Origin of the sequence: Agromyces bracchium (assembly GCF_009709675.1) — a bacterium.
Lineage (GTDB): Bacteria > Actinomycetota > Actinomycetes > Actinomycetales > Microbacteriaceae > Agromyces > Agromyces bracchium.
Genome location: NZ_WMLB01000025.1, coordinates 101,178 through 127,150, shown reverse-complemented (window position 1 = coordinate 127,150; position 25,973 = coordinate 101,178). Strand labels below are relative to the sequence as shown.

General features: G+C 71.6%; 24 protein-coding genes. 20 read left to right on the top strand and 4 right to left on the bottom strand.

The genetic code is table 11. The features are described from left to right. Positions 1 to 3 precede the first annotated feature (3 nt). Positions 4 to 1,344, bottom strand: coding sequence for an aminotransferase class I/II-fold pyridoxal phosphate-dependent enzyme (locus GJ743_RS11980; RefSeq protein WP_230386743.1), 1,341 nt, complete (start codon positions 1,342 to 1,344; stop codon positions 4 to 6). A gap of 122 nt (positions 1,345 to 1,466) precedes the next feature. Between GJ743_RS11980 and pdxS the strand changes: the two genes are divergently transcribed. The 10 genes from pdxS to GJ743_RS11930 all read left to right on the top strand — a co-directional run bounded on the left by pdxS (position 1,467) and on the right by GJ743_RS11930 (position 11,747). Then, on the top strand, positions 1,467 to 2,357 hold the full coding sequence (gene pdxS / locus GJ743_RS11975) for a pyridoxal 5'-phosphate synthase lyase subunit PdxS (RefSeq protein WP_155052138.1): 891 nt from the start codon (positions 1,467 to 1,469) through the stop codon (positions 2,355 to 2,357). Next, positions 2,351 to 2,995, top strand: coding sequence for a pyridoxal 5'-phosphate synthase glutaminase subunit PdxT (gene pdxT, locus GJ743_RS11970; RefSeq protein WP_155052137.1), 645 nt, complete (start codon positions 2,351 to 2,353; stop codon positions 2,993 to 2,995). The genes pdxS and pdxT overlap by 7 nt, the downstream gene beginning before the upstream one ends. Before the next feature lie 95 nt (positions 2,996 to 3,090). Then, positions 3,091 to 3,849 (top strand): YebC/PmpR family DNA-binding transcriptional regulator, encoded by a 759-nt coding sequence (locus GJ743_RS11965; RefSeq protein ID WP_155052136.1) that lies wholly within the window; start codon positions 3,091 to 3,093, stop codon positions 3,847 to 3,849. Between the two features lie 10 nt (positions 3,850 to 3,859). Further along, complete coding sequence (gene ruvC / locus GJ743_RS11960; RefSeq protein ID WP_328289123.1) at positions 3,860 to 4,495, top strand: crossover junction endodeoxyribonuclease RuvC; 636 nt, start codon at positions 3,860 to 3,862, stop codon at positions 4,493 to 4,495. After that, a complete protein-coding gene (gene ruvA / locus GJ743_RS11955; RefSeq protein WP_328289122.1) occupies positions 4,492 to 5,112 on the top strand; it encodes a Holliday junction branch migration protein RuvA in 621 nt (206 codons plus the stop codon). Before ruvC ends, ruvA begins: the two co-directional genes overlap by 4 nt. After that, positions 5,109 to 6,152 carry a Holliday junction branch migration DNA helicase RuvB gene (gene ruvB, locus GJ743_RS11950; protein ID WP_155052135.1) on the top strand — a complete coding sequence of 348 codons (1,044 nt, stop codon included), beginning with the start codon at positions 5,109 to 5,111 and terminating at the stop codon, positions 6,150 to 6,152. Before ruvA ends, ruvB begins: the two co-directional genes overlap by 4 nt. 96 nt (positions 6,153 to 6,248) lie before the next feature. Then, positions 6,249 to 6,599, top strand: coding sequence for a preprotein translocase subunit YajC (gene yajC / locus GJ743_RS11945; protein ID WP_230386742.1), 351 nt, complete (start codon positions 6,249 to 6,251; stop codon positions 6,597 to 6,599). 62 nt (positions 6,600 to 6,661) lie between these two features. Then, positions 6,662 to 8,404, top strand: coding sequence for a protein translocase subunit SecD (secD, locus tag GJ743_RS11940; protein WP_328289121.1), 1,743 nt, complete (start codon positions 6,662 to 6,664; stop codon positions 8,402 to 8,404). Continuing rightward, positions 8,404 to 9,417 carry a protein translocase subunit SecF gene (gene secF, locus GJ743_RS11935; RefSeq protein ID WP_155052133.1) on the top strand — a complete coding sequence of 338 codons (1,014 nt, stop codon included), beginning with the start codon at positions 8,404 to 8,406 and terminating at the stop codon, positions 9,415 to 9,417. The genes secD and secF overlap by 1 nt, the downstream gene beginning before the upstream one ends. 74 nt (positions 9,418 to 9,491) lie before the next feature. Continuing rightward, positions 9,492 to 11,747, top strand: coding sequence for a RelA/SpoT family protein (locus GJ743_RS11930; protein WP_155052132.1), 2,256 nt, complete (start codon positions 9,492 to 9,494; stop codon positions 11,745 to 11,747). Here GJ743_RS11930 and GJ743_RS11925 read toward each other — a convergent pair. From GJ743_RS11925 to GJ743_RS11915, 3 genes are all read right to left on the bottom strand, one after another. Next, positions 11,726 to 12,319: a hypothetical protein gene (locus GJ743_RS11925; protein WP_155052131.1), complete on the bottom strand. Its 594-nt coding sequence runs from the start codon at positions 12,317 to 12,319 to the stop codon at positions 11,726 to 11,728. The genes GJ743_RS11930 and GJ743_RS11925 overlap by 22 nt on opposite strands. 168 nt (positions 12,320 to 12,487) lie before the next feature. Then, positions 12,488 to 13,720 carry a DUF349 domain-containing protein gene (locus GJ743_RS11920; RefSeq protein WP_328289120.1) on the bottom strand — a complete coding sequence of 411 codons (1,233 nt, stop codon included), beginning with the start codon at positions 13,718 to 13,720 and terminating at the stop codon, positions 12,488 to 12,490. A gap of 112 nt (positions 13,721 to 13,832) precedes the next feature. Continuing rightward, a complete protein-coding gene (locus tag GJ743_RS11915; protein WP_328289119.1) occupies positions 13,833 to 14,600 on the bottom strand; it encodes a peptidylprolyl isomerase in 768 nt (255 codons plus the stop codon). Between the two features lie 119 nt (positions 14,601 to 14,719). Here GJ743_RS11915 and GJ743_RS11910 point away from each other — a divergent pair, with 119 nt between their 5' ends. From GJ743_RS11910 to aroB, 10 genes are all read left to right on the top strand, one after another. Continuing rightward, positions 14,720 to 16,063 (top strand): replication-associated recombination protein A, encoded by a 1,344-nt coding sequence (locus GJ743_RS11910; protein ID WP_155052129.1) that lies wholly within the window; start codon positions 14,720 to 14,722, stop codon positions 16,061 to 16,063. A gap of 185 nt (positions 16,064 to 16,248) precedes the next feature. Further along, positions 16,249 to 16,872: a 30S ribosomal protein S4 gene (gene rpsD / locus GJ743_RS11905; RefSeq protein ID WP_425545772.1), complete on the top strand. Its 624-nt coding sequence runs from the start codon at positions 16,249 to 16,251 to the stop codon at positions 16,870 to 16,872. Between the two features lie 134 nt (positions 16,873 to 17,006). Further along, complete coding sequence (locus tag GJ743_RS11900) at positions 17,007 to 17,195, top strand: hypothetical protein (protein ID WP_155052127.1); 189 nt, start codon at positions 17,007 to 17,009, stop codon at positions 17,193 to 17,195. A gap of 70 nt (positions 17,196 to 17,265) precedes the next feature. After that, positions 17,266 to 19,923: an alanine--tRNA ligase gene (alaS, locus tag GJ743_RS11895; RefSeq protein ID WP_155052126.1), complete on the top strand. Its 2,658-nt coding sequence runs from the start codon at positions 17,266 to 17,268 to the stop codon at positions 19,921 to 19,923. A 2-nt stretch (positions 19,924 to 19,925) separates the two neighbouring features. Beyond that, on the top strand, positions 19,926 to 20,396 hold the full coding sequence (ruvX, locus tag GJ743_RS11890) for a Holliday junction resolvase RuvX (protein ID WP_328289118.1): 471 nt from the start codon (positions 19,926 to 19,928) through the stop codon (positions 20,394 to 20,396). Between the two features lie 106 nt (positions 20,397 to 20,502). Next, entirely contained in the window at positions 20,503 to 22,194 is a 1,692-nt protein-coding gene (gene mltG / locus GJ743_RS11885; protein WP_155052124.1) for an endolytic transglycosylase MltG, read from the top strand. A gap of 6 nt (positions 22,195 to 22,200) precedes the next feature. Beyond that, positions 22,201 to 23,079, top strand: a complete 879-nt coding sequence (locus GJ743_RS11880) for a shikimate dehydrogenase (RefSeq protein WP_155052123.1) — start codon at positions 22,201 to 22,203, stop codon at positions 23,077 to 23,079. Positions 23,080 to 23,103: 24 nt separating this feature from the next. Beyond that, positions 23,104 to 24,315 (top strand): chorismate synthase, encoded by a 1,212-nt coding sequence (aroC, locus tag GJ743_RS11875; protein ID WP_155052122.1) that lies wholly within the window; start codon positions 23,104 to 23,106, stop codon positions 24,313 to 24,315. Next, the gene (locus tag GJ743_RS11870) at positions 24,308 to 24,856 is read left to right on the top strand and encodes a shikimate kinase (RefSeq protein ID WP_328289117.1); all 549 of its coding nucleotides are present in this window, start codon (positions 24,308 to 24,310) and stop codon (positions 24,854 to 24,856) included. Before aroC ends, GJ743_RS11870 begins: the two co-directional genes overlap by 8 nt. After that, positions 24,853 to 25,935, top strand: coding sequence for a 3-dehydroquinate synthase (aroB, locus tag GJ743_RS11865; RefSeq protein WP_155052121.1), 1,083 nt, complete (start codon positions 24,853 to 24,855; stop codon positions 25,933 to 25,935). Before GJ743_RS11870 ends, aroB begins: the two co-directional genes overlap by 4 nt. Positions 25,936 to 25,973: the final 38 nt, after the last annotated feature.

The following is a 25,973-nucleotide window of genomic DNA, read 5'->3' as shown; positions in this document are numbered from 1 at the left end:
CGATCATTCCATCCCGGGCGGAGCGAGCCGTCCGCCCGCGGCACGGACGGCGGCGGCGATGTCGGCGGCGAGCCGCTCGGCCTCGGCGTCGGCGAGGTCGTGCACCGTCAGTCGCAGGCGGCGCGCGGCCGGGGCATCCGACAGCACGAACTCGTCGCCGGCTCGCACGAGCCAGCCGCGGCGCATGAGCTGCTCGGAGACGTCGCGGGCGGGCATCGGCAGGGCGACCCAGAGGTTGAGTCCGTCGCCGGCCGTCGCGGGCAGTCCGAGCGCGGTGAGCCGTGCGGCGAACGCCTCGTTCCGTTCGGCGTAGTGCGCGCCGGCGGCCTCGATGCCGGCGACGATGTCGGGGTCGGTCACGAGCGCGAGCGCGAGACGCTGGAGCAGGTGGCTCACCCAGGTGGTGCCGGGCGTGAGCCGCATCGCGAGCCGATCGGCCGTCTCGGGGTCGGACGCGGTGACCGCGAGGCACATGTCGGGCCCGAGGAACTTCGAGACCGAGCGAACGAGCGCCCAGCGGCGGTGGGCGGGGCCGATGAGCGAGCGGTACGGACTCCGGGAGAGCATCGAGAAGTGGTCGTCCTCGATGACGAGGACGTACGGGTGATCGGCGAGCACCTCGCGCAGGTCGGCGGCGCGGCGATCGGAGAGGCTCGCGCCGGTCGGGTTCTGCGCGCGGGGCGTGCAGACCACGGCGCGAACGCCCTGCTCGAGCGCCGAGCGCAGCCCGTCGACGGTCATGCCCTCGTCGTCGACCGGGATCGGGACGGGGCGGTAGCCGCCCACCCGGACCGTGTGGATGCTCGTGAGGAAGCACGGATCCTCGAGCGCGACCGCGTCGTCGCGCACGAGCGCCTGGGCGAGCAGTCGGTCGACCGCATCGGCCGCGCCGCTCGTGATCGTGAGCCGCACGTCGGACGGAGCGAGGTCGGCGCCCACCCACTTCGCCGCCCAGCGTTCGAGGTCGGGGTCGATGACGGGCTCGCCGTAGAGCACCGGCCGGCCCGCCATGCCCGCGAGGGCGCGGGACGGGTCGGGGATGAGGTCGGGGTCGGGGTTGCCCGTCGCGACGTCGCGGAGCACGCTGTCGGCGGCGAACCCCTCCTGCGCGACGGGCGACCGGTCGGCGACGCGCGTGCCGCCGCGGCCGCGGGTGACGACCATGCCGGCCGTGGTGAGTTGCCGGTAGGCCGCGACGGCCGTGTTGCGGTTGACGCCGAGGTCGTCGGCGAGGCCGCGCACCGGCGGGAGCGGGTCGCCCGGCAGCAGGACGCCGCGCTCGATGAGCGCGCGGACGCTCGCGGCGATGTCGGCGGCCGAGCGGCCGGTGATCTCGAGGGTCATGTCACGATCCATCACTGTTCCGAAGGGAGGGCTCGGCCCATGCTATCTTTTGGCCTAGGCCAAGCCAACGTCTTGTCCGCGAAGTTGCGCGAGCGCGCGCCATCCGTCGAAGGGAACCACCCATGAGCACGTCCGAGACCGGCTCGAGCCGCGTGAAGCGCGGCCTCGCCGAGATGCTGAAGGGCGGCGTCATCATGGACGTCGTCACGCCCGAGCAGGCGCGCATCGCCGAGGACGCCGGCGCCGTCGCCGTCATGGCGCTCGAGCGGGTTCCCGCCGACATCCGCGCCCAGGGCGGCGTCGCCCGCATGAGCGATCCCGACCTCATCGAGGCGATCATCGCCGAGGTGTCGATCCCGGTCATGGCGAAGGCCCGCATCGGCCACTTCGTCGAGGCGCAGGTGCTCCAGGCGCTCGACGTCGACTACATCGACGAGTCCGAGGTGCTCTCGCCGGCCGATTACGTCAACCACATCGACAAGTGGGGCTTCACCACGCCCTTCGTCTGCGGTGCCACCAACCTCGGCGAGGCGCTGCGCCGCATCAACGAGGGCGCGGCCATGATCCGCTCCAAGGGCGAGGCCGGCACCGGCGACGTCTCCGAGGCGACCAAGCACATCCGCAAGATCACCTCCGAGATCAACCAGCTGAAGTCGATGACGCGCGACGAGGTCTACGTCGCCGCGAAGGAGCTGCAGGCGCCGTACGACCTCGTGCTCGAGGTCGCCGAGACCGGCAAGCTCCCCGTCGTCCTCTTCACCGCGGGCGGCGTGGCCACTCCGGCGGATGCCGCGATGATGATGCAGCTCGGCGCCGACGGCGTGTTCGTGGGCTCCGGCATCTTCAAGTCGGGCAACCCCGAGCAGCGCGCGGCCGCGATCGTCAAGGCGACCACGTTCTACGACGACCCGAAGGTGGTCGCCGAGGTGTCGCGCGGTCTCGGCGAGGCCATGGTCGGCATCAACGTCGGCGACCTGCCCGCCCCGCACCGGCTCGCCGAGCGCGGATGGTGAGTCTCCGCGACGAGTCCGTGGGGGCGACGGATGCCGCGGGGCCGACCGTCGGCGTCCTCGCCCTCCAGGGCGACTTCCGCGAGCACGCGCGCGTGCTCGGCGAGCTCGGCGCGCGCGTCGTGCTCGTCCGCCGGCCCGAGGACGTCGAGGGCATCGACGGGCTCGTGATCCCCGGCGGCGAGTCGACCGTCATGGACAAGCTCTCGCGGGCCTTCGGCGTCGCCGAACCGCTGAAGCGCCGCATCGCCGAGGGGATGCCGGTCTACGGCACGTGCGCCGGGCTCATCATGATCGCCGACACGCTGCTCGGCGCGATCGACGGCCAGCAGAACCTCGGCGGGCTCGACGTCGTCGTGCGCCGCAACGCGTTCGGGTCGCAGAACGAGTCGTTCGAGACCGAGCTCGACGTGCCGGCGCTCGGCGACGCGCCCGTGCACGCCGTGTTCATCCGCGGTCCCGTCGTGGAGTCGGTGGGGGAGAAGGCGCGGCCTCTCGCGGCGCTCGCCGACGGTCGGGTCGTCGCCGTCGAGCAGGGGAACCTGATCGGCACCAGCTTCCACCCGGAGATCGAGGGCGATCACCGGTTCCACGAGTACTTCCTGTCGAAGGTGCGCTCGGCGGTCGCCGCGGCGGCGTAGCGGACGCCGCTCGGGGCCCGCCCGCGCGCGCGCCGGGGGGACGTGGGCGCGCTGGCCTAGAATGTCGGGGTACTGATCACCGTTACGGGAGACGCATGTCCGGGCATTCCAAGTGGGCGACGACCAAGCACAAGAAGGCCGTCATCGACGCGCGCCGCGCGAAGTCGTTCGCCAAGCTCATCAAGAACATCGAGGTCGCTGCGAAGCTCGGCGGTGCCGACTTGAACGGCAACCCGACCCTGTACGACGCGGTGCAGAAGGCCAAGAAGACCTCGGTGCCGAACGACAACATCGATCGCGCCATCAAGCGCGGCGCCGGCATCGGCGGCGAGGCGGTCGAGTACCAGAACATCACGTACGAGGCGTACGGCCCGAACGGCGTCGCGCTCATGATCGAGGTGCTCACCGACAACAAGAACCGCGCCGCCGCCGAGGTCCGCACGGGGCTCAGCCGCAACGGCGGCACGCTCGCCGACCCGGGTTCGGTCGCCTACAACTTCTCCCGCAAGGGCGTCATCGTCGTCACGGGCGAGGGAACGACCGAGGACGACGTCATGATGGCGGCCCTCGAGGCCGGCGCCGAGGAGATCGAGCCGCACGCGCAGGGCTTCGAGGTCATCACCGACCCGTCGTCAATGGTCGACACCCGCAAGGCGCTGCAGGAGGCCGGCCTCGACTACGAGTCGGCCGACATCGAGTTCGTGCCGAACCTCAAGGTCGAGATCGACGCCGACACGGCGCGCAAGGTGTTCCGCCTGATCGACGCGCTGGAGGACAGCGACGACGTGCAGAACGTCTACAGCAACTTCGACCTGACCCCCGAGGTGCAGGCCGAGCTCCAGGCCGAGGACTAGGCCGATCGCCGTGCGCGTGCTCGGCATCGACCCGGGACTCACGCGCTGCGGCGTGGGCGTGGTCGATGTCGAGCCGAACCGCACGGCGACGCTCGTCGACGTCGTCGTGCTGCGCTCGCCCGCCGACCTCGACACGCCACGCCGCCTCGCCCGGATCGCCGACGGACTCGAGGCGATCGTGGAGGAGCATCGGCCGCAGGCCGTCGCGCTCGAGCGGGTGTTCGCGCGATCCGACGTCTCGACGATCATGGGCACCGCGCAGATCTCGGGCGTCGCGATGCTCATCGCCGCGCGTCGCGCGCTGCCGGTGGCGCTGCACACGCCGAGCGAGGTCAAGGCCGCGATCACCGGGTACGGCCGTGCCGACAAGGCGCAGGTCGGCGCGATGGTCGCACGTATTCTCGGCCTCGATGCGGTTCCGAAGCCGGCGGATGCCGCGGACGCGCTCGCGCTGGCCATCTGCCACGCCTGGCGGACCGGGGGAGCGGCGGGCGCCGCGATCGCCGACGCGGAGGCCGGAGCCGGTGCTGCGGCGCGCTCGGGGCGCGATGCGGCGGGGAACGCGCTCACGCCGGCGCAGCGGGCATGGCTCGCCGCGGAGCGCGCCGCGGCCGTGTCGGGGGCTGCCCGTAGGGTGAAGGAGTGATCTCCTCCCTCCGCGGCCACGTGCTCCAGGCCTCCGGCAGTTCGCTCGTCGTCGAGGTGTCCGGGGTCGGCTACCTCGTGAACGCCACGCCGGCGTTCGTGCTCGCGAGCCGGGTCGGCGACGAGGTGCTCGTGCACACCTCCCTCGTCGTCCGCGAGGACTCGCTGACGCTCTTCGGCTTCGCCACGCGAGACGAGCTCGAGGTCTTCGAGCTCCTCATCGGCGTGACCGGCGTCGGGCCGAAGTCCGGGCTCGGCGTGCTCTCGGCGATGTCCGCGACCGACGTCGCCCGCGCCGTCCAGTCGGAGGACGACGCCGCGTTCCGACGCGTCAGCGGCATCGGTCCGAAGACCGCGAAGCTCATCACGCTCTCGCTCGCCGGCAAGGTGATCGCCCCGGCGGCCGCCGCGAGCGGCGCGCCCGTCGCGACGGGCGGGGTCGCCGACGACGTGCTGGCGGCGCTCACCGGGCTCGGCTGGTCCGAGAAGCTGGCCGGTGAGGCGCTCGCCGAGACGCTCGAGACGGCGGATGACGCGGCCGCCGCCTCCGTGCCCGTGCTGCTGCGGTTGACGCTCGCCCGGCTCGGCCCGGCGCAGCAGGGGGCGCGGGCCCGATGAGCGACGACGACCTCGACCTGACCGATCCCGAACTCGCCTCCGAGGCCGAGCTCGCGTTCGAGGGCGCGCTGCGACCGAGGAGCCTCGAGGAGTTCGTCGGGCAGACCCGCGTGCGCGGCCAGCTGCAACTGCTCCTGTCCGCGGCCGCTATGCAGCAGCGGACCCCCGACCACATCCTGCTCGCGGGGCCACCGGGCCTCGGCAAGACCACGCTCGCGATGATCGTCGCGCACGAGGGCGGGCGCCCGCTGCGCATGTCGAGCGGTCCAGCCATCCAGCACGCCGGCGACCTCGCCGCCATCCTGTCCTCGCTCGTGCCGGGCGAAGTGCTCTTCATCGACGAGATCCACCGCATGGCCCGCTCCGCAGAGGAGATGCTGTACCTGGCGATGGAGGACTTCCGGATCGACATCATGGTCGGCAAGGGGGCTGGAGCGACATCCGTGCCCCTCGACCTCGCGCCGTTCACGCTCGTCGGGGCGACCACGCGCGCCGGTCTCCTGCCGAACCCGCTCCGCGACCGGTTCGGGTTCACCGCGCACCTCGAGTTCTACGACGAGGCCGAGCTCGAACAGGTGCTCGGCCGGGCGGCCCTGATGCTGGGGCTCGACATCGACCGGGCGGCGATCGCCGAGATCGCCGGGCGATGCCGAGGAACGCCGCGCATCGCGAACCGGCTGCTCCGGCGCGTCCGCGACTACGCGCTCGTGCACGGCGGGCGCGCCGACGTCGACGCCGTGCGCGCGGCGCTCGAACTGTACGACGTCGACCCCCTCGGGCTCGATCGCCTCGACCGTGCCGTCATGATGACGATCCTCACGAGGTTCGGCGGCGGCCCCGTCGGCCTCAACACGCTCGCCGTCTCGGTGGGCGAGGAAGCGGAGACCATCGAAGCGGTCGTCGAGCCCTTCCTCGTGCGCATCGGCCTCATCACCCGGACTCCGCGCGGCCGGATGGCGACTCCCACCGCGTGGCGGCACTTCGGACTCGTCCGCGAGGCCGAGGGCACCGGGGTGGCGCTGCCGATCGATGACCTATAATCCTTTGAGGCTCCGGCCACCCCGCCCCTGATCGTGCGCATGGCGCGCACACCGGAAGGTTCCCACCCCATGGTCCTTGATCCGCTGACTCTCATCATGCTCGCCGTCCTGGCGGTGCTGATCTTCTTCATGTTCCGGAACTCGCGGAAGCGCCAGGCGGAGCAGCGCGAACTGCAGACGAAGGTCGTGCCGGGCGCGACGGTGATGACGAACTTCGGGGTGTTCGGCACCATCCTCTCGATCGACGAGGAGGAGAACCGCGTCGAGCTCGAGTCGTCGCCGGGCACGGTCCTCACGGTGCACCGCCAGACCATCGCCCGTGTGGTGGAGCCGGTCGAGGCGCCCGCCGAGGCTGCCGCCGCGATCGAGGGTGAGCCCGAGTTCGGCGAGCGCGTCGACGAGTCGCCGAACGACGAGACGCCCGACACCAAGAAGTCGGACGACTGAGGCCCACCCCATAGCTCTGCCCGCGCGATGCTGCGCGGGCTCCCTGCAGAGAAGGCACAACCGTGGCTGCACCATCCAAGCGGTCCTCGCGACCGACGCCCGTCCGGAAGGCCGTGCGATCACTGACCTGGCTCGGCGTCCTCATCGTCGCGCTGTTCGGCATCAACGCGGCCGGCGTCATCTGGGGCGGCGGCTCCTGGACGCCGAAGCTCGCGCTCGACCTCGAGGGCGGCACGCAGATCATCCTGGCGCCGCAGGTCGCCGAGGGTGAGTCCGTGTCTCAGGAGCAGCTCGACCAGGCGGTCTCGATCATCCGCCAGCGCGTCGACGCCTCGGGCGTCTCCGAGGCCGACATCACGACGCAGGGCGGCCAGAACGTCGTCGTCGCGATCCCGGGCGAGCTCGATGAGCAGACGCGCAACCGGATCGAGTCGTCGGCGAAGCTCGAGCTCCGGCCGGTGCTGCTCGCGGACGCCGCGACCAACCAGTCGATCGACCCGAGCGAGAGCCCCGAGCCGACCGACGGCGCCGAAGAGGAGCTCTCCGCGACGCCGAGCGTCGAGCCGACGGATGCGAGCGACCCGAACTGGGTGACGCCCGCACTGCAGGACGAGTTCGACACGTTCGACTGCGCGACCCTCGACGACAGCGGGGCGAACGTCGCCCCGTCCGACGAGCCGCTCGTCACGTGCGACTCCACGCGCACCATCAAGTACCTGCTCGGTCCGGTCGAGGTCAGCGGCGAGGACATCGTCGACGCGACCAACGGCATGGTCCAGACGCAGACCGGCGCGACGACGGGCCAGTGGGCCGTCAACATCGTCTTCAACGAACGCGGCACCGAGGCGTTCGCCGAGGTCAGCCAGCGACTCTTCGCGCTGAACGGCCAGACGCCGCGCGACCAGTTCGCGTTCGTGCTCGACGGCGCCGTGCTGTCGGCGCCGCAGATGAACGGCGTCATCACCGACGGCCGGCCGCAGGTCACCGGCAACTTCACGCAGGAGTCCTCGAAGGCCCTCGCCGACCAGCTCAAGTTCGGCGCGCTGCCGATCAGCTTCGAGGTGCAGTCCTCCGACACCATCTCCGCAACGCTCGGCACCTCGCAGCTGCAGTCCGGCCTCATCGCGGGCATCATCGGCCTGATCCTCGTGGTGATCTACACGCTGTTCCAGTACCGCGCGCTCGGCTCGGTCACGATCGCCTCGCTCATCATCGCGGGTGTGATCACCTACCTGATGATCACGATCCTCGGCTGGTACCAGGGCTACCGCCTGTCGCTGGCCGGCATCGCGGGCCTGATCGTCGCGATCGGTTTCACCGCCGACTCGTTCATCGTGTACTTCGAACGCGTCCGTGACGAGCTGCGCGACGGACGGCCGCTGGTCGGCGCCGTCGAGGCCGGCTGGAAGCGCGCGCTGCGCACTGTGCTGTCGTCGAAGTCGATGAACCTGCTCGCGGCGGTCGTCCTGTACATCCTCGCCGTCGGCAGCGTTCGCGGTTTCGCGTTCACGCTCGGTCTGACCACGATCATCGACGTCATCGTCGTGATCCTCTTCACGCACCCGATGCTGCAGCTGCTCGCCCAGACGCGCTTCTTCTCCAGCGGGCACTCGTGGTCTGGCCTCGACCCGCAGGCGCTCGGCGCGGTCTACCGCGGGCGCGCGGAGTTCCGCAAGCCGGTCGCCGTCCCGGCGAAGAAGGCGGCATCCAGCTCGCGCGAGGCGCAGAAGCGCCAGACCATCGCCGAGCGCAAGGCGGCGCAGGCCGACGCCACCGTCGGCGCCGGCGAGAGCAAGGAGTCCTGATGGCCAACCGACTCACCACGTTCGGCAACGACCTCTACACGGGCAAGCGCTCGTTCAACTTCGTCGGCGGGCGCAAGAAGTGGTACGCCATCGCGGCGGTGCTCATCATCCTGTCCGTGCTGATCCCGGTCGTGCGCGGCTTCAACTTCGGCATCGAGTTCCGCGGCGGTTCGCAGTTCCAGATCGCCGGAGTCGAGAACGCGACCGAGCAGCCGGCCATCGACGCGGTCGCCGAGGTCGTTCCCGGTGCGGTCGCGCGCGTGACGATCGTCGGCGACGACGGCGTGCGCGTGCAGACCGACCAGCTCGAACAGGCGGAGTCGCGTGAGCTCACCACCGCCCTCGCCGAGGCCTACGGCGTGCCCGAATCCGAGGTGACCTCCTCGTTCATCGGCGCGAGCTGGGGTGCGGACATCACGAGGCAGGCCCTCCTCGGCCTCCTGGCGTTCCTCCTCCTCGCCGCCGTCATCATGGCGTTGTACTTCCGCACCTGGAAGATGTCGCTCGCGGCGATCCTGTCGCTGCTCGGCGACCTCGTCGTGACCGCCGGACTCTACGCGGCGGTCGGCTTCGAGGTGACCCCTGCAGCGGTCATCGGCATCCTGACGATCCTCAGCTACTCGCTCTACGACACCGTCGTGGTGTTCGACAAGATCCGCGAGAACACGTCGGAGGACGGGCAGGAGTCGCGTCGCACGTTCGCCGAGTCCGTCAACCTCGCCGTCAACCAGACGCTGGTGCGTTCGATCAACACGAGCGTGGTGGCCGCACTTCCCGTCGCCGCGATCCTGTTCATCGGCGCCGGAGTGCTCGGTGCCGACACGCTCCGCGACATCTCCCTCGCGCTGCTCATCGGCATCCTCGTGGGCACGTGGTCGACCGTCTTCATCGCCGCACCGCTCTACTCGCAGCTGCGAGAGGGCGAGCCCGCGATCAAGCGTCACGACCAGAAGGTCCTCAAGGAGCGGGAGCGCGCGGGCGGGTCGACGGCCGAGGCCCTGCCGGTCGCCTGAGGCGTCCTCCGGACCTCGATGGCGCCCGACCGTTTCGGATGCGGTGATAATTGAGGTCTGGAGGTGCGGGGCTCATGACCGATACCGGTGTCAACTCGACGGCGTCACTGCGTCGACTCGTGCCACGGATCTTCTCCAAGGCGCTCCCGGCCGGGGCGGTCGACAATGTCATGCGGACGGTGCGGATGCACCATCCGAAGGCCGACCTGTCGGTCATCGAACGTGCCTACACGGTCGCCGAGCGCGCCCACGAGGGACAGAAGCGACGCAGCGGCGAGCCGTACATCACGCATCCGATCGCGGTCGCCCAGATCCTCGCCGACCTGGGTATCGGCTCCAAGGCCGTCGCCGCGGCACTGCTCCACGACACCGTCGAGGACACCGCGTACACGCTCGACCAGCTGCGAGCCGACTTCGGTGACGAGATCGCGATGCTCGTCGACGGCGTCACGAAGCTCGACAAGGTCAAGTACGGCGACTCCACGCAGGCCGAGACCGTCCGCAAGATGATCGTCGCGATGTCGAAGGACATCCGCGTGCTGATCATCAAGCTCGCCGACCGGCTGCACAACGCGCGGACCTGGGGCTTCGTCCCGGCCGCGTCGGCGTCGCGCAAGGCCACCGAGACGCTCGAGATCTACGCGCCGCTCGCACACCGCCTCGGAATCCAGACCATCAAGTGGGAGCTCGAGGACCTCTCGTTCGCGGTGCTGTACCCGAAGCTCTACGCCGAGATCGAGAGCCTGGTCAAGCAGCGCACCCCCCAGCGCGAGGAGTACGTCCAGTCGGTGATCGACCTCGTCTCCGACGACCTCAAGGCCGCGCGCATCCGCGGCAAGGTCGTCGGCCGGCCGAAGCAGTACTACTCGATCTACCAGAAGATGATCGTGCGCGGTCGCGACTTCGACGACATCTACGACCTCGTCGGCATCCGGATCCTCGTGAACTCGGTGCGGGACTGCTACGCCGTGCTCGGCTCCATCCACGCGCGATGGACGCCGGTGCCAGGCAGGTTCAAGGACTACATCGCGACGCCGAAGTTCAACCTGTACCAGTCCCTGCACACGACGGTGATCGGCCCGAAGGGTCGTCCCGTCGAGATCCAGATCCGCACGCACGACATGCACCAGCGCGCCGAGTACGGTGTCGCCGCGCACTGGAAGTACAAGGAGCGGATGGCCGCTGGTCACACGGACGGCGGCACGACGCGCGGCGACGCCGACATGGCCTGGCTCGCGCACATCTCGGACTGGCAGGCGGAGACGGCCGACCCCGGCGAGTTCCTCGACTCACTGCGGTTCGAGATCGGCGCGAAGGAGGTCTACGTCTTCACGCCGAAGGGCCGGGTGATCGGCCTGCCCGCCGGCGCGACCCCGGTCGACTTCGCGTACGCGGTGCACACCGAGGTCGGGCACCGCACCATGGGCGCGAAGGTCAACGGGCGGCTCGTGCCGCTCGAGAGCGAGCTCGTGAGTGGAGACGTCGTCGAGGTCTTCACCTCGAAGAACCCCGACTCCGGTCCCAGCAAGGACTGGCTGAACTTCGTCAAGAGCCCCCGTGCGCGCAGCAAGATCCGGCAGTGGTTCACGAAGGAGCGGCGCGACGAGGCCATCGAGCACGGACGTGACGCGATCGCCCGCGCGATGCGCAAGCAGAACCTCCCGCTGCAGAAGCTCATGAGCCAGGAGTCGTTCGCCGAGGTGGCCGCGCAGCTGCGCTACGACGACGTCTCGGCGCTGTACGCCGCCGTCGGCGAGGGGCATGTGTCGACGCAGTCCGTCATCGAGAAGGTCATCGCCCTCGTGCGCGACGTCGACGATGCGGACGAGCCGGAGCTGCCGGCGATCCCCGTCAGGTCGCGTCCGCTCCCGCGGACGAGCGACTCCGGGGTGCTCGTGCGGGGCGCGCCCGACATCCTCGTGAAGATCGCGCGGTGCTGCACGCCGGTTCCCGGCGACGACATCGTCGGGTTCATCACGCGCGGGTCGGGCGTGTCGGTGCACCAGGCGTCGTGCCACAACGTGCAGTCGCTGCTCCGCGAGCCCGACCGCATGATCGACGTCGAGTGGGCGCCGAGCTCGAAGAGCGTGTTCCTGGTGCAGATCCAGATCGAGGCGCTCGACCGCGCGGGGCTGCTCTCCGACGTCACCCGCGTGCTCAGCGAGCACCACGTCAACATCCTCTCCGCGAACGTCTCGACCTCGTCGGACCGGCTCGCCATCAGCCGCTTCGTGTTCGAGATGGGCGACACGACGCACCTCGACCGGGTGCTGAACGCCGTGCGCCGCATCGACGCCGTCTACGACGTCTACCGGGTGAGCGACGGCTGAGCCGCGGCGGACGGCGGTGACGCCGCAACGACCTCGGCCTCGGTGAGGCGCGCGAGCGCGGCCGCCTTGTGCGGCAGGCGGTGGGCCTGCTCCAGGCGGGTTCGCACCGCCTCGCCCGCTGAGCGATCGACCACGAGCAGGGCCGCGACGATGCCGACGACGTCGTGGCCGGGATCGGCGTCGCGGACGAGGTCGTAGACGGTGCGGTGCAGGGTGGTGCAGCGGATGCCGCCGATGACGACGATGTCATGGGCCTCGATCGCGACCTCGCGCAGGATCATGCCCGCCGGCAGCGATCGGGTGGCCACGCGTTCGGCGTGCGGGACGCAGCATTCCGCGGCCGGCGGCGGAGCAGGCAGCGCCCCGTGCACCCACGCCGCGGAGCGGCGCTCGATGACGAAGGGCGCCGGCAGGCGCGGGGCCACCGATGCGGCACGGAGGCCCGGAAGGTCGGGTTCGTCGATCGGGCACCAGCCGGCGCCGATCCGCATCACCTCGCCGTCGAGTCGGGCGGCGCAGAGCTCGGCCAGGGGAAGGTCGTCGACGTCGAGGACGGAGGGGAGTCGGGACATGCGAGCCATGTTGCGGCATGCGCCGCGACCGCGGGAGACGATCGTCGCAGGTTGTGGATCACCGCTGAGGCCTGTGGAATGCGGGGTGCAGCGTCCCGCGATGACCGGGGGGAGCGACTCGACCCGCCGCCGCGAGCGCGACGACGGGTCGAGTGAGGATGGCGAGGCTCAGCCGCCGACGGCCTTCAGCCACGCCCGGCGGGCATCGAGCGCCTCGCGCGCGGCGGCGACGGCCTTCGCATCGCCGGCGGCCTCGGCCTCGGCGAGCTCGGCCTCGAGCTTGGCGATCGCGTCGTGCAACTGGCCGAGCATGCCCTCGGATCGCGCCTTCTTCTCGGGGTCGTCACGCTCCCAGCGCTCGTCCTCGAGGGTGCGGACGTGGTTCTCGACCTTGCGGAGGCGGTCCTCGACGGTTCGGACCTGATCGCGCGGCACGCGCCCGATCTCGTCCCAGCGGCGCTGGATGCCGTTGAGCGTGGCGCGCGCGGCGCGCGCGTCCTTCGAGGAGAGCAGTGCGTCGGCTTCGTCGAGGAGTGCGAGCTTCTGCGTGAGGTTCGCGCGGTACTCCTCGTCGTCCTTCGCGTCGATCTCGGCCTTGGCCTGGAAGAGCACGTCGCCCGCGGCCTTGAACTTCGCCCAGAGTGCGTCGTCGACCTTCTTGCCGGCTCGGCCCGCCTGCTTCCACTCGTCGAGAAGCGACCGGTACTCGACCACGCCGTCGGCGCCGCGCGGCGCGAGTGCCTCCGCACGCTCGATGAGGCGCTGCTTGCGCTGGCGCACTTCGCGGTGGGCCGCGTCGAGCTCGGCGAAGAACGCCTTGCGGTGCTGCTCGATCGTCGAGCGCGCGGCGCGGAACCGCTTCCAGAGCTCGTTCGCCTCGCCCTTGGGCAGGCGGGGGCCCTCCTGCTGGTGCTGCTGCCAGCGCGCGAACAGGGCGTCGAGCTCGGCGGAGGTCTGCTTCCACTGGGTCTTCGACGGGTCCTGCGCGGCGAGGCCTTCGGCCTCCTCGACGATGCGGGTGCGCTCGGCGATCGCGTCGGCGAGCGCGGCCTTCGCTTCGGCCTGCTGCTGCGCGGTGAGCTCCTGCGTCGTGCCGGAGAGCGCCTCGAGACGGCGCGTGAGCGACTCGAGGTCGCCGACGGCGTGGGCGTCGGCGACGCTCGCCTGGAGCGTGGCGACGGCCTTGGCGACATCCGCCGCGGGCGCCCCGCGCCGCACCCGCTGCTCGAGCAGTCCGACCGCGCCCGCGAGGTCGGCGTACTTGCGCTCGAAGTACGCCAGCGCCTCTTCAGGCGTCGCGTCGGGGTACTGCCCGACCTCGCGCTCGCCCTCGCTGGTCCGCACGAAGACGGTGCCCGTCTCGTCGACGCGGCCCCACGGTTGCTGTGCTGAATCGGTCACGAACTCACCCTGTCGTCGTGCGGATGCCGCGTGCGCGGCGGATGACGGCATCAAGCCTATTGCACCCCCGAGGACCGTGTCCGTCCGGCGGAGGCACGCCGGACGCCGCCGCTCACTCGACGACGAACGACGTGATGCTCACCGGCCGGACCGGAGCACCGTCGGTCGCGTCGTCGGCGACGCCCTGGTCGGTGATGTCGGCTCGCAGCGCGTCCAGGCCGTCGGTCACGCGGCCGATCACTGCGTACCCGCCCGCGGCGTCCGAGGGGATCGTCGAGTCCTCGTAGACGATGAAGAACTGGCTGCCCTGGCTCTCGGCGGCTCCGCCCTGCCGAGCCATGGCGATGGTCCCGGCGGGGTAGACGTCGTCGGCGGGGGCGTTCTCGATCGGGCCGTAGCTGTACCCGGGGCCGCCCGAGCCGTCGCCGTTCGGGTCGCCGCACTGCAGCACGAAGATGCCCTCCGTGGTGAGCCGGTGGCAGGTGAGGCCGTCGTAGAAGCCGGAGTCGGCGAGGCTGACCGTGCTCGCGACCGCCTGCGGCGCCGCGGCGCCGTCGAGTTCGATCGAGAGCGTCGTGTCGTTGAGCGTCAGCGCACCGACCCACGTGCGGTCCTCGGCCAGGTCGGGCGAGGGCACCTCGGCGGCCTCGGCGCTCGGCGTCGGCGTGGGGGTGGGCTCCGCCTCCGGCGTGCCGGGGCCGCCGGAGAAGTAGAACAGCTGCGCCGCGGTGGCGAGGGCGAGCACCACCACGAGCGCCACTCCGGCGATCACGTTGTCGCGCGTCCGGCGACGCACCGCGCGCCGGTGGACCTCCTGGCGGGCCTGGTAGGTGCGGAGGCGCGAGCGCTCCTCGCGCGCCTGACGGTCGTTCGTTGCCACGCTGCTCCTTCGGGGGGAATCCTGCGGAGGAGAGCCTACGCAACCGCGGCATTCCGGGGCGAATCCTGCCGCGCGCGGGGGAGCGGGCCGTGTCGGTGCGCGCGATTACGCTGGACGGCATGGTGGATTCGGTCCAGGGGTTGCGCGCGGGCGCGACCCCCCTCGCGGTGCGAATGCGGCCGCGGAGCCTCGACGAGGTGGCCGGCCAGCAGCACCTCCTGACGCCGGGTTCGCCGCTCGTCGCGCTCGCCGCCGACCGCACGGGGGAGTCCGGGGCGGTCTCGGTGATCCTGTGGGGTCCGCCCGGCACGGGCAAGACGACGCTGGCCCAGGCGATCGCGCGTTCCTCCGGCCGCAAGTTCGTCGAACTCTCGGCGGTCACGGCCGGCGTTCGCGACGTCCGGCAGGTGATGGAGGCGGCCCGCGCCGACCGTGACCTCTACGGCGTCTCGACGGTGCTGTTCCTCGACGAGATCCACCGCTTCACCAAGGCCCAACAGGACGCGCTGCTGCCCGGAGTCGAGAACGGCTGGGTGATCCTCGTCGCGGCGACGACCGAGAACCCGTCGTTCTCGGTGATCTCGCCCCTGCTCTCGCGATCGCTCCTGCTCACCCTCGAGACGCTCGACGACGACGAACTCGCGATGCTCGTCGACCGTGCCGTCGCAGATCCGCGCGGCCTCGGCGGGCGGGTCGAACTCGCGCCCGAGGCGCGCGCCGCCATCGTTCGGCTGGCATCGGGCGACGCGCGGCGGGCGCTCACCGCGCTCGAGGCGGCGTCCACCTCGGCGCTGAGCGAGATGGACGAGGAGGCGGCGACACCGCCGGTGATCACCCCCGAGGTGGTCGCTCGCGCCGTGGATCGCGCACTCCTGCGCTACGACCGCGACGGCGACGAGCACTACGACGTCATCAGCGCCTTCATCAAGTCGGTGCGCGGCAGCGACGTCGACGCGGCGCTGCACTACCTGGCGCGGATGATCGAGGCCGGTGAGGACCCGCGGTTCATCGCGCGCCGCATCATCGTCCTGGCCTCGGAGGACGTCGGCATGGCCGACCCGACCGCACTGGGCGTCGCGGTCGCGGCGGCCGATGCGGTGCAGTACATCGGCATGCCCGAGGGGCGGATCCCGCTCGCGCAGGCCGTCGTGCACCTCGCGACCGCACCGAAGTCGAACGCCGCCTACCTCGGGATCGACGCCGCACTCGCCGATGTCAGGGCCGGCCGCGCCGGTCGCGTCCCGAAGCACCTGCGCGACGCGCACTACCCCGGTGCGAAGCGTCTCGGCCACGGAACGGGGTACGCCTACCCGCACGACGACCCGATCGGCGTGGTCCCGCAGCAGTACCTGCCCGACCCGCTCCGCGGGGCCGTGTACTACACGCCGACCGAGCACGGCAACGAGCGCGAGGTCGCGGCTCGCCTCGCGAAGCTCCGCCGCATCGTGCGCGGTGAGCGCTGACGGGCCGCTCATGGTACGATCGACGCTGGCCTGAAGCCAGATTCTCGCGTGCGGCTGCGCGGTCTCCACGGCGAAGGGATGCGACCTGTAGCCGGTCGCCCCGTGGCGAACCCCTCTGAACATCGTCTTTCCGGCGCTCGGCGCGCCCGGAACCACACCGTTTGAGAATCCTCCGAAAGGACATCGTGACCAACCAGTCCCGTAGCAAGACCCGTCTCTCCCGTGCGCTCGGCGTCGCCCTCACCCCGAAGGCCGCCCGGTACATGGAGAAGCGTCCGTACGCTCCCGGTGAGCACGGCCGCACCAAGCGCAAGCAGGACTCCGACTACGCCGTGCGCCTCCGCGAGAAGCAGCGCCTGCGCGCCCAGTACGGCATCCGCGAGAAGCAGCTCCGCATCGCGTTCAACGAGGCCCGCCGCACCGACGGCCTGACCGGTGAGAACCTGGTCGAGCTGCTCGAGATGCGCCTCGACGCGCTCGTGCTCCGCGCCGGCTTCGCCCGCACCATCTCGCAGGCCCGCCAGTTCGTCGTGCACCGCCACATCACCGTCGACGGCAAGATCGTCGACCGTCCGTCGTTCCGCGTGAAGCCGGGCCAGGTCGTGGGCGTCAAGCAGCGCTCCGAGGGCAGCGAGCCGTTCCAGGTCGCGGCGGCCGGCGGCCACGTCGACGTGCTCCCCAAGACCCCGGGCTACCTCGAGGTCGAGCTCGACAAGCTGCAGGCCACGCTCGTGCGTCGCCCGAAGCGCGCCGAGGTGCCCGTCACGTGTGACGTCCAGCTCGTCGTCGAGTACTACGCCGCCCGCTAGTCGGCGGTTCGCCCGAACGGGGTCGCGGTTCGCCGCGGCCCCGTTCGTCGTCTCCCCGCGGCATCCGTCGCACGCCCTAGACTGAGGGGATGCGTGCGCACTGCGCGGCGCAACGACCCCTCGAGGAGTGAGACGTGAAGAGCATCCTGTGGTTCACCGTCGGCGTCGCGGCCGGGTTCGCGGTCGCGCACCAGGTCAACCGCACGGCGCAGGGCCGTGAGTTCTTCGAGGGAATCGACGCCAAGGCGCGGGCCTTCGGCCGTGCGGTCGCCGAGGGCTACCACGCGCGCGAGGCCGAGCTCCGGGCGGCCGAGGACCACTAGACGCGGCGCGCGACGCATCCCGCGCCGGGCGCGGGACGTTCCACCATCCCCACGAAACCAGAACGGAACCATGCAGACTGCCGAGATCCGCCAGCGCTGGCTTGACTTCTTCGCCGCGCGGGGCCACACGGTCGTGCCGTCGGCCTCGCTCGTGTCCGACGACCCGTCGCTGCTGTTCACGGTCGCCGGAATGGTGCCGTTCGTGCCGTACCTCACCGGGGTCGTGCCGGCGCCGTATCCTCGCGCCACGAGCGTGCAGAAGTGCATCCGCACCAACGACATCGAGGAGGTCGGCAAGACCCCTCGTCACGGCACGTTCTTCCAGATGAACGGCAACTTCTCCTTCGGCGACTACTTCAAGGAGGGGGCGATCACCGCCGCGTGGGAGCTCCTCACGACCTCCGAGGCCGAGGGCGGCTACGGCTTCGACCCGAAGGACCTCTGGGTCACGGTCTACGAGGACGACGACGAGGCGCGCGAGATCTGGAAGCGCGTCGCGGGCCTGCCCGACGAGCGCATCCAGGGCCTCGGCAAGGACACAAACTACTGGCACACCGGCCAGCCCGGCCCTGCGGGCCCCTGCTCCGAGATCTTCTTCGACCGCGGCCCCGAGTACGGCATCGACGGCGGCCCGGCGACCGACGACGACCGGTACGTCGAGATCTGGAACCTCGTCTTCATGCAGTACCTGATCGCCGACGTGAAGTCGAAGGTCGACTTCACGATCGTGAAGGAGCTGCCGAAGAAGAACATCGACACCGGCATGGGCCTCGAGCGCGTCGCGTTCATCAAGCAGGGCGTCGACAACATGTACGAGATCGACCAGGTCCGGCCCGTCCTCGACGCCGCCGCGCGCCTCTCCGGTCGTCGCTACGGCGCCGACCACGAGGACGACGTGCGCATGCGCGTCATCGCCGACCACATCCGCTCCTCCCTCATGCTCATGAGCGACGGCGTGACACCGTCGAACGAGGGCCGCGGCTACATCCTCCGACGACTGCTCCGCCGCAGCATCCGCGCGATGCGCCTGCTCGGCGTCGAGGGGCCGACGTTCCGCGAGCTCTTCGCCGCGTCGCGCGACGCGATGAAGGCCGCGTACCCCGAGGTCGCGACGAGCTACACGCAGATCGAGCAGCTCGCGCTCGGCGAGGAGGCGACCTTCCTCCGCACGCTCACCGCGGGCACGGCGATCCTCGACACCGCGGTGGCGAAGACGAAGGCGGATGGCGCGGAGCAGCTCGCGGGCGACACCGCGTTCCTCCTGCACGACACCTACGGCTTCCCGATCGAGCTCACGCTCGAGATGGCCGAGGAGGCCGGGCTCGCGGTGGATCGCCCGGCGTTCGACACGCTCATGGCCGACCAGCGCTCGCGCGCGAAGGCCGACGCGAAGTCGAAGAAGAAGGTCCTCGCCGACCTGTCGGTCTACAGCGACTTCCGCGCGAAGGGCGAGACCGTCTTCACGGGCTACACCGACCTCGTGACCGACTCGAGCGTGCTCGGCATCCTCGTCGACGGCCGCCCGGTCGCAGCGGCCTCGGCCGGCCAGACGGCCGAGGTGATCCTCGCGGAGACGTCGCTGTACGCCGAGTCCGGCGGCCAGGCGCCCGACCAGGGCCGCATCGTGGGCGACGGCTTCGAGCTGCAGGTGCTCGACGTGCAGAAGCCCGTGAAGGGGCTCATCAGCCACACGGTGAAGGTCACCACGGGCGAGGTCGGGGTCGGCGTCCCGGCGACGAGCATCGTCGACGAGGACTACCGTCGCGGTGCGACGCAGGCGCACTCCGGCACGCACCTCGTGCACGCGGCGCTCCGCCAGGTGCTCGGACCCACCGCGCACCAGTCCGGTTCGTTCAACAAGGCGGGCTACCTCCGACTCGACTACGGCTGGAACCAGGCCCTGTCGGCCGAGACGCGCAGCGAGATCGAGGAGGTCGCGAACGGCGCCGTGCGCGAGAACCTCGAGGTCGTCACCCGCGAGATGCCCATCGATGAGGCGAAGGCGCTCGGCGCGATGGCCCTGTTCGGCGAGAAGTACGGCGACGTCGTGCGCGTCGTCGACATCGGCGGCCCCTGGTCGCGCGAGCTCTGCGCGGGCACGCACGTCGCCCGCAGCGCGGAGGTCGGCATGATCAACATCGTCGGCGAGTCCTCGGTGGGTGCGTCGAACCGCCGTGTCGAGTCCCTCGTCGGCCGGGATGCGTTCGCCCGGTTCGCCGCCGAACGCGCACTCGTGCAGGAGCTCACCGGCACGCTGAAGACGCGTCCGGAACTGCTGGTCGACCGCGTCGGCGAGCTCGTCGCGAGCCTCAAGGCCGCCGAGAAGAAGATCCAGGCGTACGAGTCGAAGGCCCTGAACGACCGCGTGCCCGACCTGGCGTCGAAGGCGGAGCGCGTCGGCGACCTGCTGATCGTCACGGAGGCGGTCGGCCCGCTCGGCTCGGGCGACGAGCTGCGCTCGCTCGCGACGGCCGTCCGCGGCAGGCTGGGCGACGCGGCATCCGTCGTCGCCCTGATCGGCGAGGTCGGCGGCAAGCCGCTCGCGATCGCGGCCACGTCGCCCACTGCTCGCGACGCGGGTGCGAACGCCGGCACGATCGCGAAGGCCATGGCCGCGGCGCTCGGCGGCGGCGGCGGCGGCAAGCCCGACCTCGCGCAGGGCGGCGGTACCGACCTCGGCGCGATCCCCGCCGCGCTCGGGGCCGCACGAACCGCAGCGGGAGCCTGATCGTGCGACCCGGTGCGCGACTCGGCATCGACGTCGGCCGAGCGCGCATCGGCGTGGCGCGCTGCGATCCGTCGGCGATCCTCGCCGTTCCCGTCGAGACGGTCGCGCGTCGCGCAGACGACGACGGTTCCGACATCAGTCGTGTACTCGACCTGGCCGCCGAGTACGAGGCCGTCGAGCTCGTGGTCGGGAACCCGCTCTCGTTGTCGGGGCAGTCGACGGCGTCGACGGCCGATGCCGTCGGGTTCGCCGAGCGGCTCGCGGAGGCCGGGGCCCCAGTGCGTCTCGTCGACGAGCGGATGTCGACGGTGAGCGCCCAGCAGGCGCTCCGATCAGCGGGGAAGTCCGCCAAGAAGCAGCGTCCGATCATCGACCAAGCCGCAGCCGTTATCATTCTGCAACATGCCATCGATGCCGAACGGGCATCGGGCACCGCCCCCGGACGCACCATCCCCGTCGAGGAAGGCTCCTGACCTCGTGACCCAGCTCCCCCCAGAGCGTCGACGCGGCTCCGCCCCCACACCGCCGTCGACCGATCCGCAGCCCTCGGCGCCGAGGACCCGACGGGAACTGCGGGAGATGGAGCAGCGCCAGGCGGCGGAGGCGGCCCAGCGCGCGGCCGCGGAGGATGAGCGGCGCGCGGCGGCCGACGAGGCCCAGCGCGCAGCGGCAGCGGAGGCCGCCCGACGACAGGCCGCCATGGAGGCGCGGCGGGCCGCGGCCGACGAGGCGGAGCGCGCGGCCGAGGCGGAATGGCGCGCCGCCCAGGCGGCGCAGCGGCCCGACCCGCAGATCCGGAGCCGGCAGCAGGTGCCGCCGCCGCAGCCCGCTCGCGTCGCGCCGAGCGGCCCGGCGGGACTGCCGGGCCAGCACCCGGTTGCGCCGCCGGCGCGCGAGCCGGTGGAACGCTGGGACGACGAGGTCGTCCCCGGCTACGGCGCCGGCGACGATCCGTACTACGCCGCCGGCGACGATGCGCACTACGCCACCGACGACACGCTCGCCGCGGCATACGCAGGCCCGCTTCGCGCACGCGCCGGAGCCGCGTCGGAGGAGTGGCCGCCGACCGGCGGACGCGGCATCGTCGCCGAGACCGATCCGCACGACCAGGACCCGTTCGCAGACTTGGGCGACGACGCGTCGCGCCCGTCCCGTTCCGACCGACGTGCCGCGGCGGCGTGGGAGTTCGAGGAGCACGAACGTGAACCGAACCGCCGTCGACGCGGTGCGTGGGGATGCCTCATCGCGCTGATCGTGCTCGGAGCGCTCGTCGCGGGGGCGGCCTTCTTCCTCCAGGGGCCGATCACCTCGCTCATGGAACGCTTCCAGCCGCCAGAGGACTACTCGGGCGCCGGCAGCGGCGAGGTCGTCTTCATGATCAACGAGGGCGACGGCGGCGAGACCATCGCGGCCAACCTCGAGGAGCAGGACATCGTCGCCTCATCGGAGGCCTTCATCGAGGAAGTCACCAGCCGGTCCGAGCAGCCGATCTTCTACCCCGGCGCCTACCGGATGGCGAACCGGATGAGCGCCTCGGACGCGCTGGACGCGCTGCTCGACCCCGAGAACAAGCTCGAGAACACGTTCGTGATCCAGGAGGGCCTGTGGGCCCGCGACGCGCTCGCGAACGCCGCCGCCGCGACCGGGATCCCGGTCGAGGACCTCGAGGCCGCGGCATCCGACCCGCAGGCGCTCGGCCTGCCGGCCGAGGCCACCAGCGTCGAGGGTTTCCTGTTCCCGGCGACCTACACCTTCGGACCCGACGTCACCGCCGAGGTGGTCGTGCAGACCCTCGTCGACCGGTCGTTCCAGGCGCTCGATGAGGCCGGGGTCGCACCGGAGGACCGCTGGGAGACGGTGATCATCGCCTCGATGATCGAGCGCGAGGCGGGCTCGGAGGAGGACGCGTACAAGGTCTCGCGCGTCATCCGGAACCGGCTCGACGCGAACCAGTTCCCGTCGCAGCTGCTGCAGTTCGACTCGACCGTGCACTACGGCACCGGCGACGACACGGTCGTCACGACCACCGACGCCGAGCGCGCCGACGCCTCGAACCCGTACAACACGTACGTGCACCCGGGCCTGCCGCCGGGGCCGATCGGCAATCCCGGCGACGTCGCGATCGACGCCGCGCAGAATCCGGCCGACGGGCCGTGGCTGTACTTCGTGACCGTGAACCTCGAGACCGGCGAGACCGTGTTCTCGGCCACGCTCGAGGAGCACGAGGCGGCGGTCGAGGAGTTCCTGCGCTACCTCGACGAGAACGGATAGGCAGCGATGGAGACGACGCCCGGCGAGACGAACCCCACCGCGCCGCCGCGCCCGGTCCGGCTCGCCGTGCTCGGCTCGCCGATCGGGCATTCGAAGAGCCCGGCGCTGCATCGGGCGGCGTACGAGCGGCTCGGGCTCGACTGGCGCTACGACGCGATCGAGGTGCAGTCCGGCGGGTTCGCCGGGTTCCTCGAGCGGGTCCGAGACGATGCGGATGCCGCGTGGCGCGGCCTGTCGCTGACCATGCCCCTCAAGCACGAGGTGCTCGACCACCTCGACGGCGCCGACCGGCTCGTGGAACTCGCGGGCGCGGCCAACACCGTGCGGTTCGCCGACGACGGCTCGATCCAGGGGTTCAACACGGACATCGGCGGCATCGTGCGCACGCTCGGGGAGGCCGATCTCGAGCGGGTCCACCGGGCGGTGCTCATCGGCGGAGGTGCGACGGCCTCCTCGGCGCTTGTCGCGATCGCCGAGCTCGGTGCGGCCGAGGTCGACGTGCTGGCGCGGAATCCGGATCGCGCGATCGGCGTCCAGGAGCTCGGGCGCCGACTGGGGCTCGTGGTCCGCGTGCGCCCGCTCGACGGGCTCGCGGACGCGTCATCCGCCGAGCTCGTCGTGAGCACCGTGCCGGGCGGGACCGACCTCGGCGTCGCGCCGTCCGACGCCCTCGTCGAGTCGGCGGTGCTGCTCGACGTCGCGTACGACCCGTGGCCGTCGGCGCTCGCGGCCGCGTGGCTCGATCGCGAGGGGAGGGTGACCCACGGGCTCGGGATGCTCCTGCACCAGGCGCTGCTCCAAGTGCGCATCTTCGTGTCGGGCGACCCGTTCGAGCCACTGCCCGACGAGGTCGCGGTGCTCGACGTCATGCGCCGGAGCCTCTGACGCCGCTGTGGGAGGATGGTGGTCATGCTCCGTTGGCTCACCGCCGGGGAATCGCACGGCCCCGAACTCGTCGCGATCCTCGAAGGCCTCCCCGCAGGCATCCCCGTCTCCCTCGATGACATCCGCGCCGATCTGGCGCGCCGCAAGCTCGGCTACGGCCGAGGTGCGCGCATGAAGTTCGAGCAGGACGAGCTGGCCGTCTCGGGCGGCGTCAGGCACGGGCTGACCCTCGGCAGCCCCGTGGCGCTGCGGATCGGCAACACCGAGTGGCCCAAGTGGCAGCAGGTGATGAGCCCCGAGCCGGTCGATGCGGAGGCGCTCGGCCGCGGACGTGGCGCGCCGCTCACGCGCCCGCGCCCGGGGCACGCCGACCTCGTCGGCATGCAGAAGTACGGCTTCGACGAGGCACGGCCGGTGCTCGAGCGCGCGAGTGCGCGCGAGACCGCCGCGCGCGTGGCCCTCGGCGCCGTCGCTCGGTCGTTCCTCGCCGAGCTCGGCATCCGCCTCGTCTCGCACACGGTCGCCATCGGCCCGGTCCAGGTGCCCGAGGGCAGCGAGCTGCCGATGCCGTCCGATGTGGACCGGCTCGACGCCGACCCGCTGCGCTGCTTCGACGCGGCGACGAGCGAGCGGATGGTGGCCGAGGTCGACGCCGCGCACAAGGACGGCGACACGCTCGGCGGGGTCGTCGAGGTGCTCGCGTACGGGCTCCCGCCGGGACTCGGCTCGCACGTGCACTGGGACCGCCGTCTCGACGCGCAGCTCGCGGCCTCGCTCATGGGCATCCAGGCCATCAAGGGCGTGGAGGTCGGCGACGGCTTCGAGACCACGCGCCGACGCGGCTCGGCCGCGCACGACGAGCTGCACCTGGCCGACGGCCGCATCGTTCGCGCGAGCGACCGCGCGGGCGGCACCGAGGGCGGCATGTCGACCGGGACGGTGCTGCGCGTGCGGGCAGGCATGAAGCCGATCGCGACCGTGCCGCACGCCCTCCCGACGATCGACGTCGCGACCGGCGAACCCGCGCCCGCCCACCACCAGCGCTCCGACGTCTGCGCCGTCCCGGCGGCCGGCGTCGTCGCCGAGGCCATGGTCGCGCTGACCCTCGCGAACGCGGTGCTCGAGAAGTTCGGCGGCGACTCGGTGGGCGAGACGCGGCGCAACCTCGAGGGGTACCTCGCGGCGATCCCCGACGCGCTCGCGAGCGAGGTCGCCGACGGCGCGGTCCGTGCCTGAGCCGTCCGCACCGAGCGTCGTGCCCGGTGGGCGGCGCGCGGTGCCGCTGCCGATCGTGCTCGTCGGGCCGATGGGCTCCGGCAAGTCCCGCGTGGGCGCCCGGCTCGCGGCATCGGTCGGCGCGCCGTTCATCGACACCGACCAGCGCATCGTCGAGCGCCACGGTCCCATCGAGCAGATCTTCGAGCGCGACGGCGAGGCGGCCTTCCGGGTGCTCGAGCGCGAGGTGGTCGCCGAGGCGCTGCGCGAAGCGGCGGTCGTCTCGCTCGGCGGCGGTGCCGTGCTCGACGCCGACACCCGTGCCGACCTCGCGGGCCTCGCGGTCGTCCGGCTCGACGTCAGGCCCGAGGCCGTCGCGCCGAGGCTCAGCGGCGGCACCCGGCCGCTGCTCGCCGACGGCGGGCTCGAGCGCTGGACCCGGATCCGCGAGGAGCGCCGCCCCCTGTACGACGAGGTCGCCGGCCTCAGCATCGACACCACGCGTCGCTCGGTCGCGCGGATCGTCGAGGAGATCACCGAGTGGGCAGGAGGACGCGCATGAGCGAGTACGAGGCGACGGTGATCCGGGTCGGCGGCGAAGAAGGCTACGACGTGCGCATCGGGCGCGGCGTCGTCGACGGGCTCGCCGAGGCGATCGGTTCCTCGGCCCGCAAGGTGCTCATCGTGCACCCGGCCACGCTCGGCGCGCGCGCCGCGGCGCTCCGGGAGAAGCTCGCCGATCGGTTCGAGGTCCTCCTCGCCGAGGTCCCCGACGCCGAGCAGGCCAAGCGCGTCGAGGTCGCGGCGTTCTGCTGGCAGATCCTCGGCCAGGCCGACTTCACGCGGACCGACGTGGTCGTCGGCTTCGGCGGGGGAGCGATCACCGACCTCGCGGGCTTCGTCGCCGCGACGTGGCTCCGCGGCGTCCGCATCGTGCAGGTGCCGACGACGGTGCTCGGCATGGTCGACGCGGCTGTCGGCGGCAAGACGGGCATCAACACGAACGAGGGCAAGAACCTGGTCGGCGCCTTCCATGCGCCCGCCGAGGTGCTGTGCGACCTCGAGCTGCTCGACACGCTGCCGAAGAACGAGATCCTCGCCGGCTTCGCCGAGATCGTGAAGGCCGGGTTCATCCGCTACCCCGAGATCCTCGACGTGATCGAGGCCGACCCCGAGGTCGCGACCGACCCGGCGACGCCCGAGTTCCGGCGCGTGGTCGAGCTCGCGATCCGGATGAAGGCGGACGTCGTGAGCGAGGACTTCACCGAGCAGGGCCTCCGCGAGATCCTCAACTACGGCCACACGCTCGGCCACGCGGTCGAGCACGCCGAGCGCTACCAGTGGCGCCACGGCGCCGCCGTCGCGGTCGGCATGGCGTTCGCCGCCGAGCTCGGGCGCCTCTCGGGGCGGCTCTCCGACGAGGTCGCGGACCGGCACAAGCGCGTGCTCGACCTGCTGAGCCTGCCGACGTCCTACCCGGCGGGCCGCTGGAACACGCTCCTCGCGACCATGCAGCGCGACAAGAAGGCCCGGGCGGGCCAGCTGCGCTTCATCGTGCTCGACGACCTCGCCAAGCCCACGGTCATGCTCGCGCCCGACCAGTCGCTGCTCTTCGCGGCGTACCAGGAGATCGCGTCCTGAGTACCGGGGCGCGCACCGGTCCGGGCGCGGGGTCTGGC

Coding starts and splice junctions, on each gene's coding strand:
- GJ743_RS11980 (WP_230386743.1), bottom strand. CDS start 1,344: ATGACCCTCGAGATCACCGGCCGCTCGGCCGCCGACATCGCCGCGAGC.
- pdxS (WP_155052138.1), top strand. CDS start 1,467: ATGAGCACGTCCGAGACCGGCTCGAGCCGCGTGAAGCGCGGCCTCGCC.
- pdxT (WP_155052137.1), top strand. CDS start 2,351: ATGGTGAGTCTCCGCGACGAGTCCGTGGGGGCGACGGATGCCGCGGGG.
- GJ743_RS11965 (WP_155052136.1), top strand. CDS start 3,091: ATGTCCGGGCATTCCAAGTGGGCGACGACCAAGCACAAGAAGGCCGTC.
- ruvB (WP_155052135.1), top strand. CDS start 5,109: ATGAGCGACGACGACCTCGACCTGACCGATCCCGAACTCGCCTCCGAG.
- yajC (WP_230386742.1), top strand. CDS start 6,249: ATGCTCGCCGTCCTGGCGGTGCTGATCTTCTTCATGTTCCGGAACTCG.
- secF (WP_155052133.1), top strand. CDS start 8,404: ATGGCCAACCGACTCACCACGTTCGGCAACGACCTCTACACGGGCAAG.
- GJ743_RS11930 (WP_155052132.1), top strand. CDS start 9,492: ATGACCGATACCGGTGTCAACTCGACGGCGTCACTGCGTCGACTCGTG.
- GJ743_RS11925 (WP_155052131.1), bottom strand. CDS start 12,319: ATGTCCCGACTCCCCTCCGTCCTCGACGTCGACGACCTTCCCCTGGCC.
- GJ743_RS11910 (WP_155052129.1), top strand. CDS start 14,720: ATGGTGGATTCGGTCCAGGGGTTGCGCGCGGGCGCGACCCCCCTCGCG.
- alaS (WP_155052126.1), top strand. CDS start 17,266: ATGCAGACTGCCGAGATCCGCCAGCGCTGGCTTGACTTCTTCGCCGCG.
- mltG (WP_155052124.1), top strand. CDS start 20,503: ATGGAGCAGCGCCAGGCGGCGGAGGCGGCCCAGCGCGCGGCCGCGGAG.
- GJ743_RS11880 (WP_155052123.1), top strand. CDS start 22,201: ATGGAGACGACGCCCGGCGAGACGAACCCCACCGCGCCGCCGCGCCCG.
- aroC (WP_155052122.1), top strand. CDS start 23,104: ATGCTCCGTTGGCTCACCGCCGGGGAATCGCACGGCCCCGAACTCGTC.
- aroB (WP_155052121.1), top strand. CDS start 24,853: ATGAGCGAGTACGAGGCGACGGTGATCCGGGTCGGCGGCGAAGAAGGC.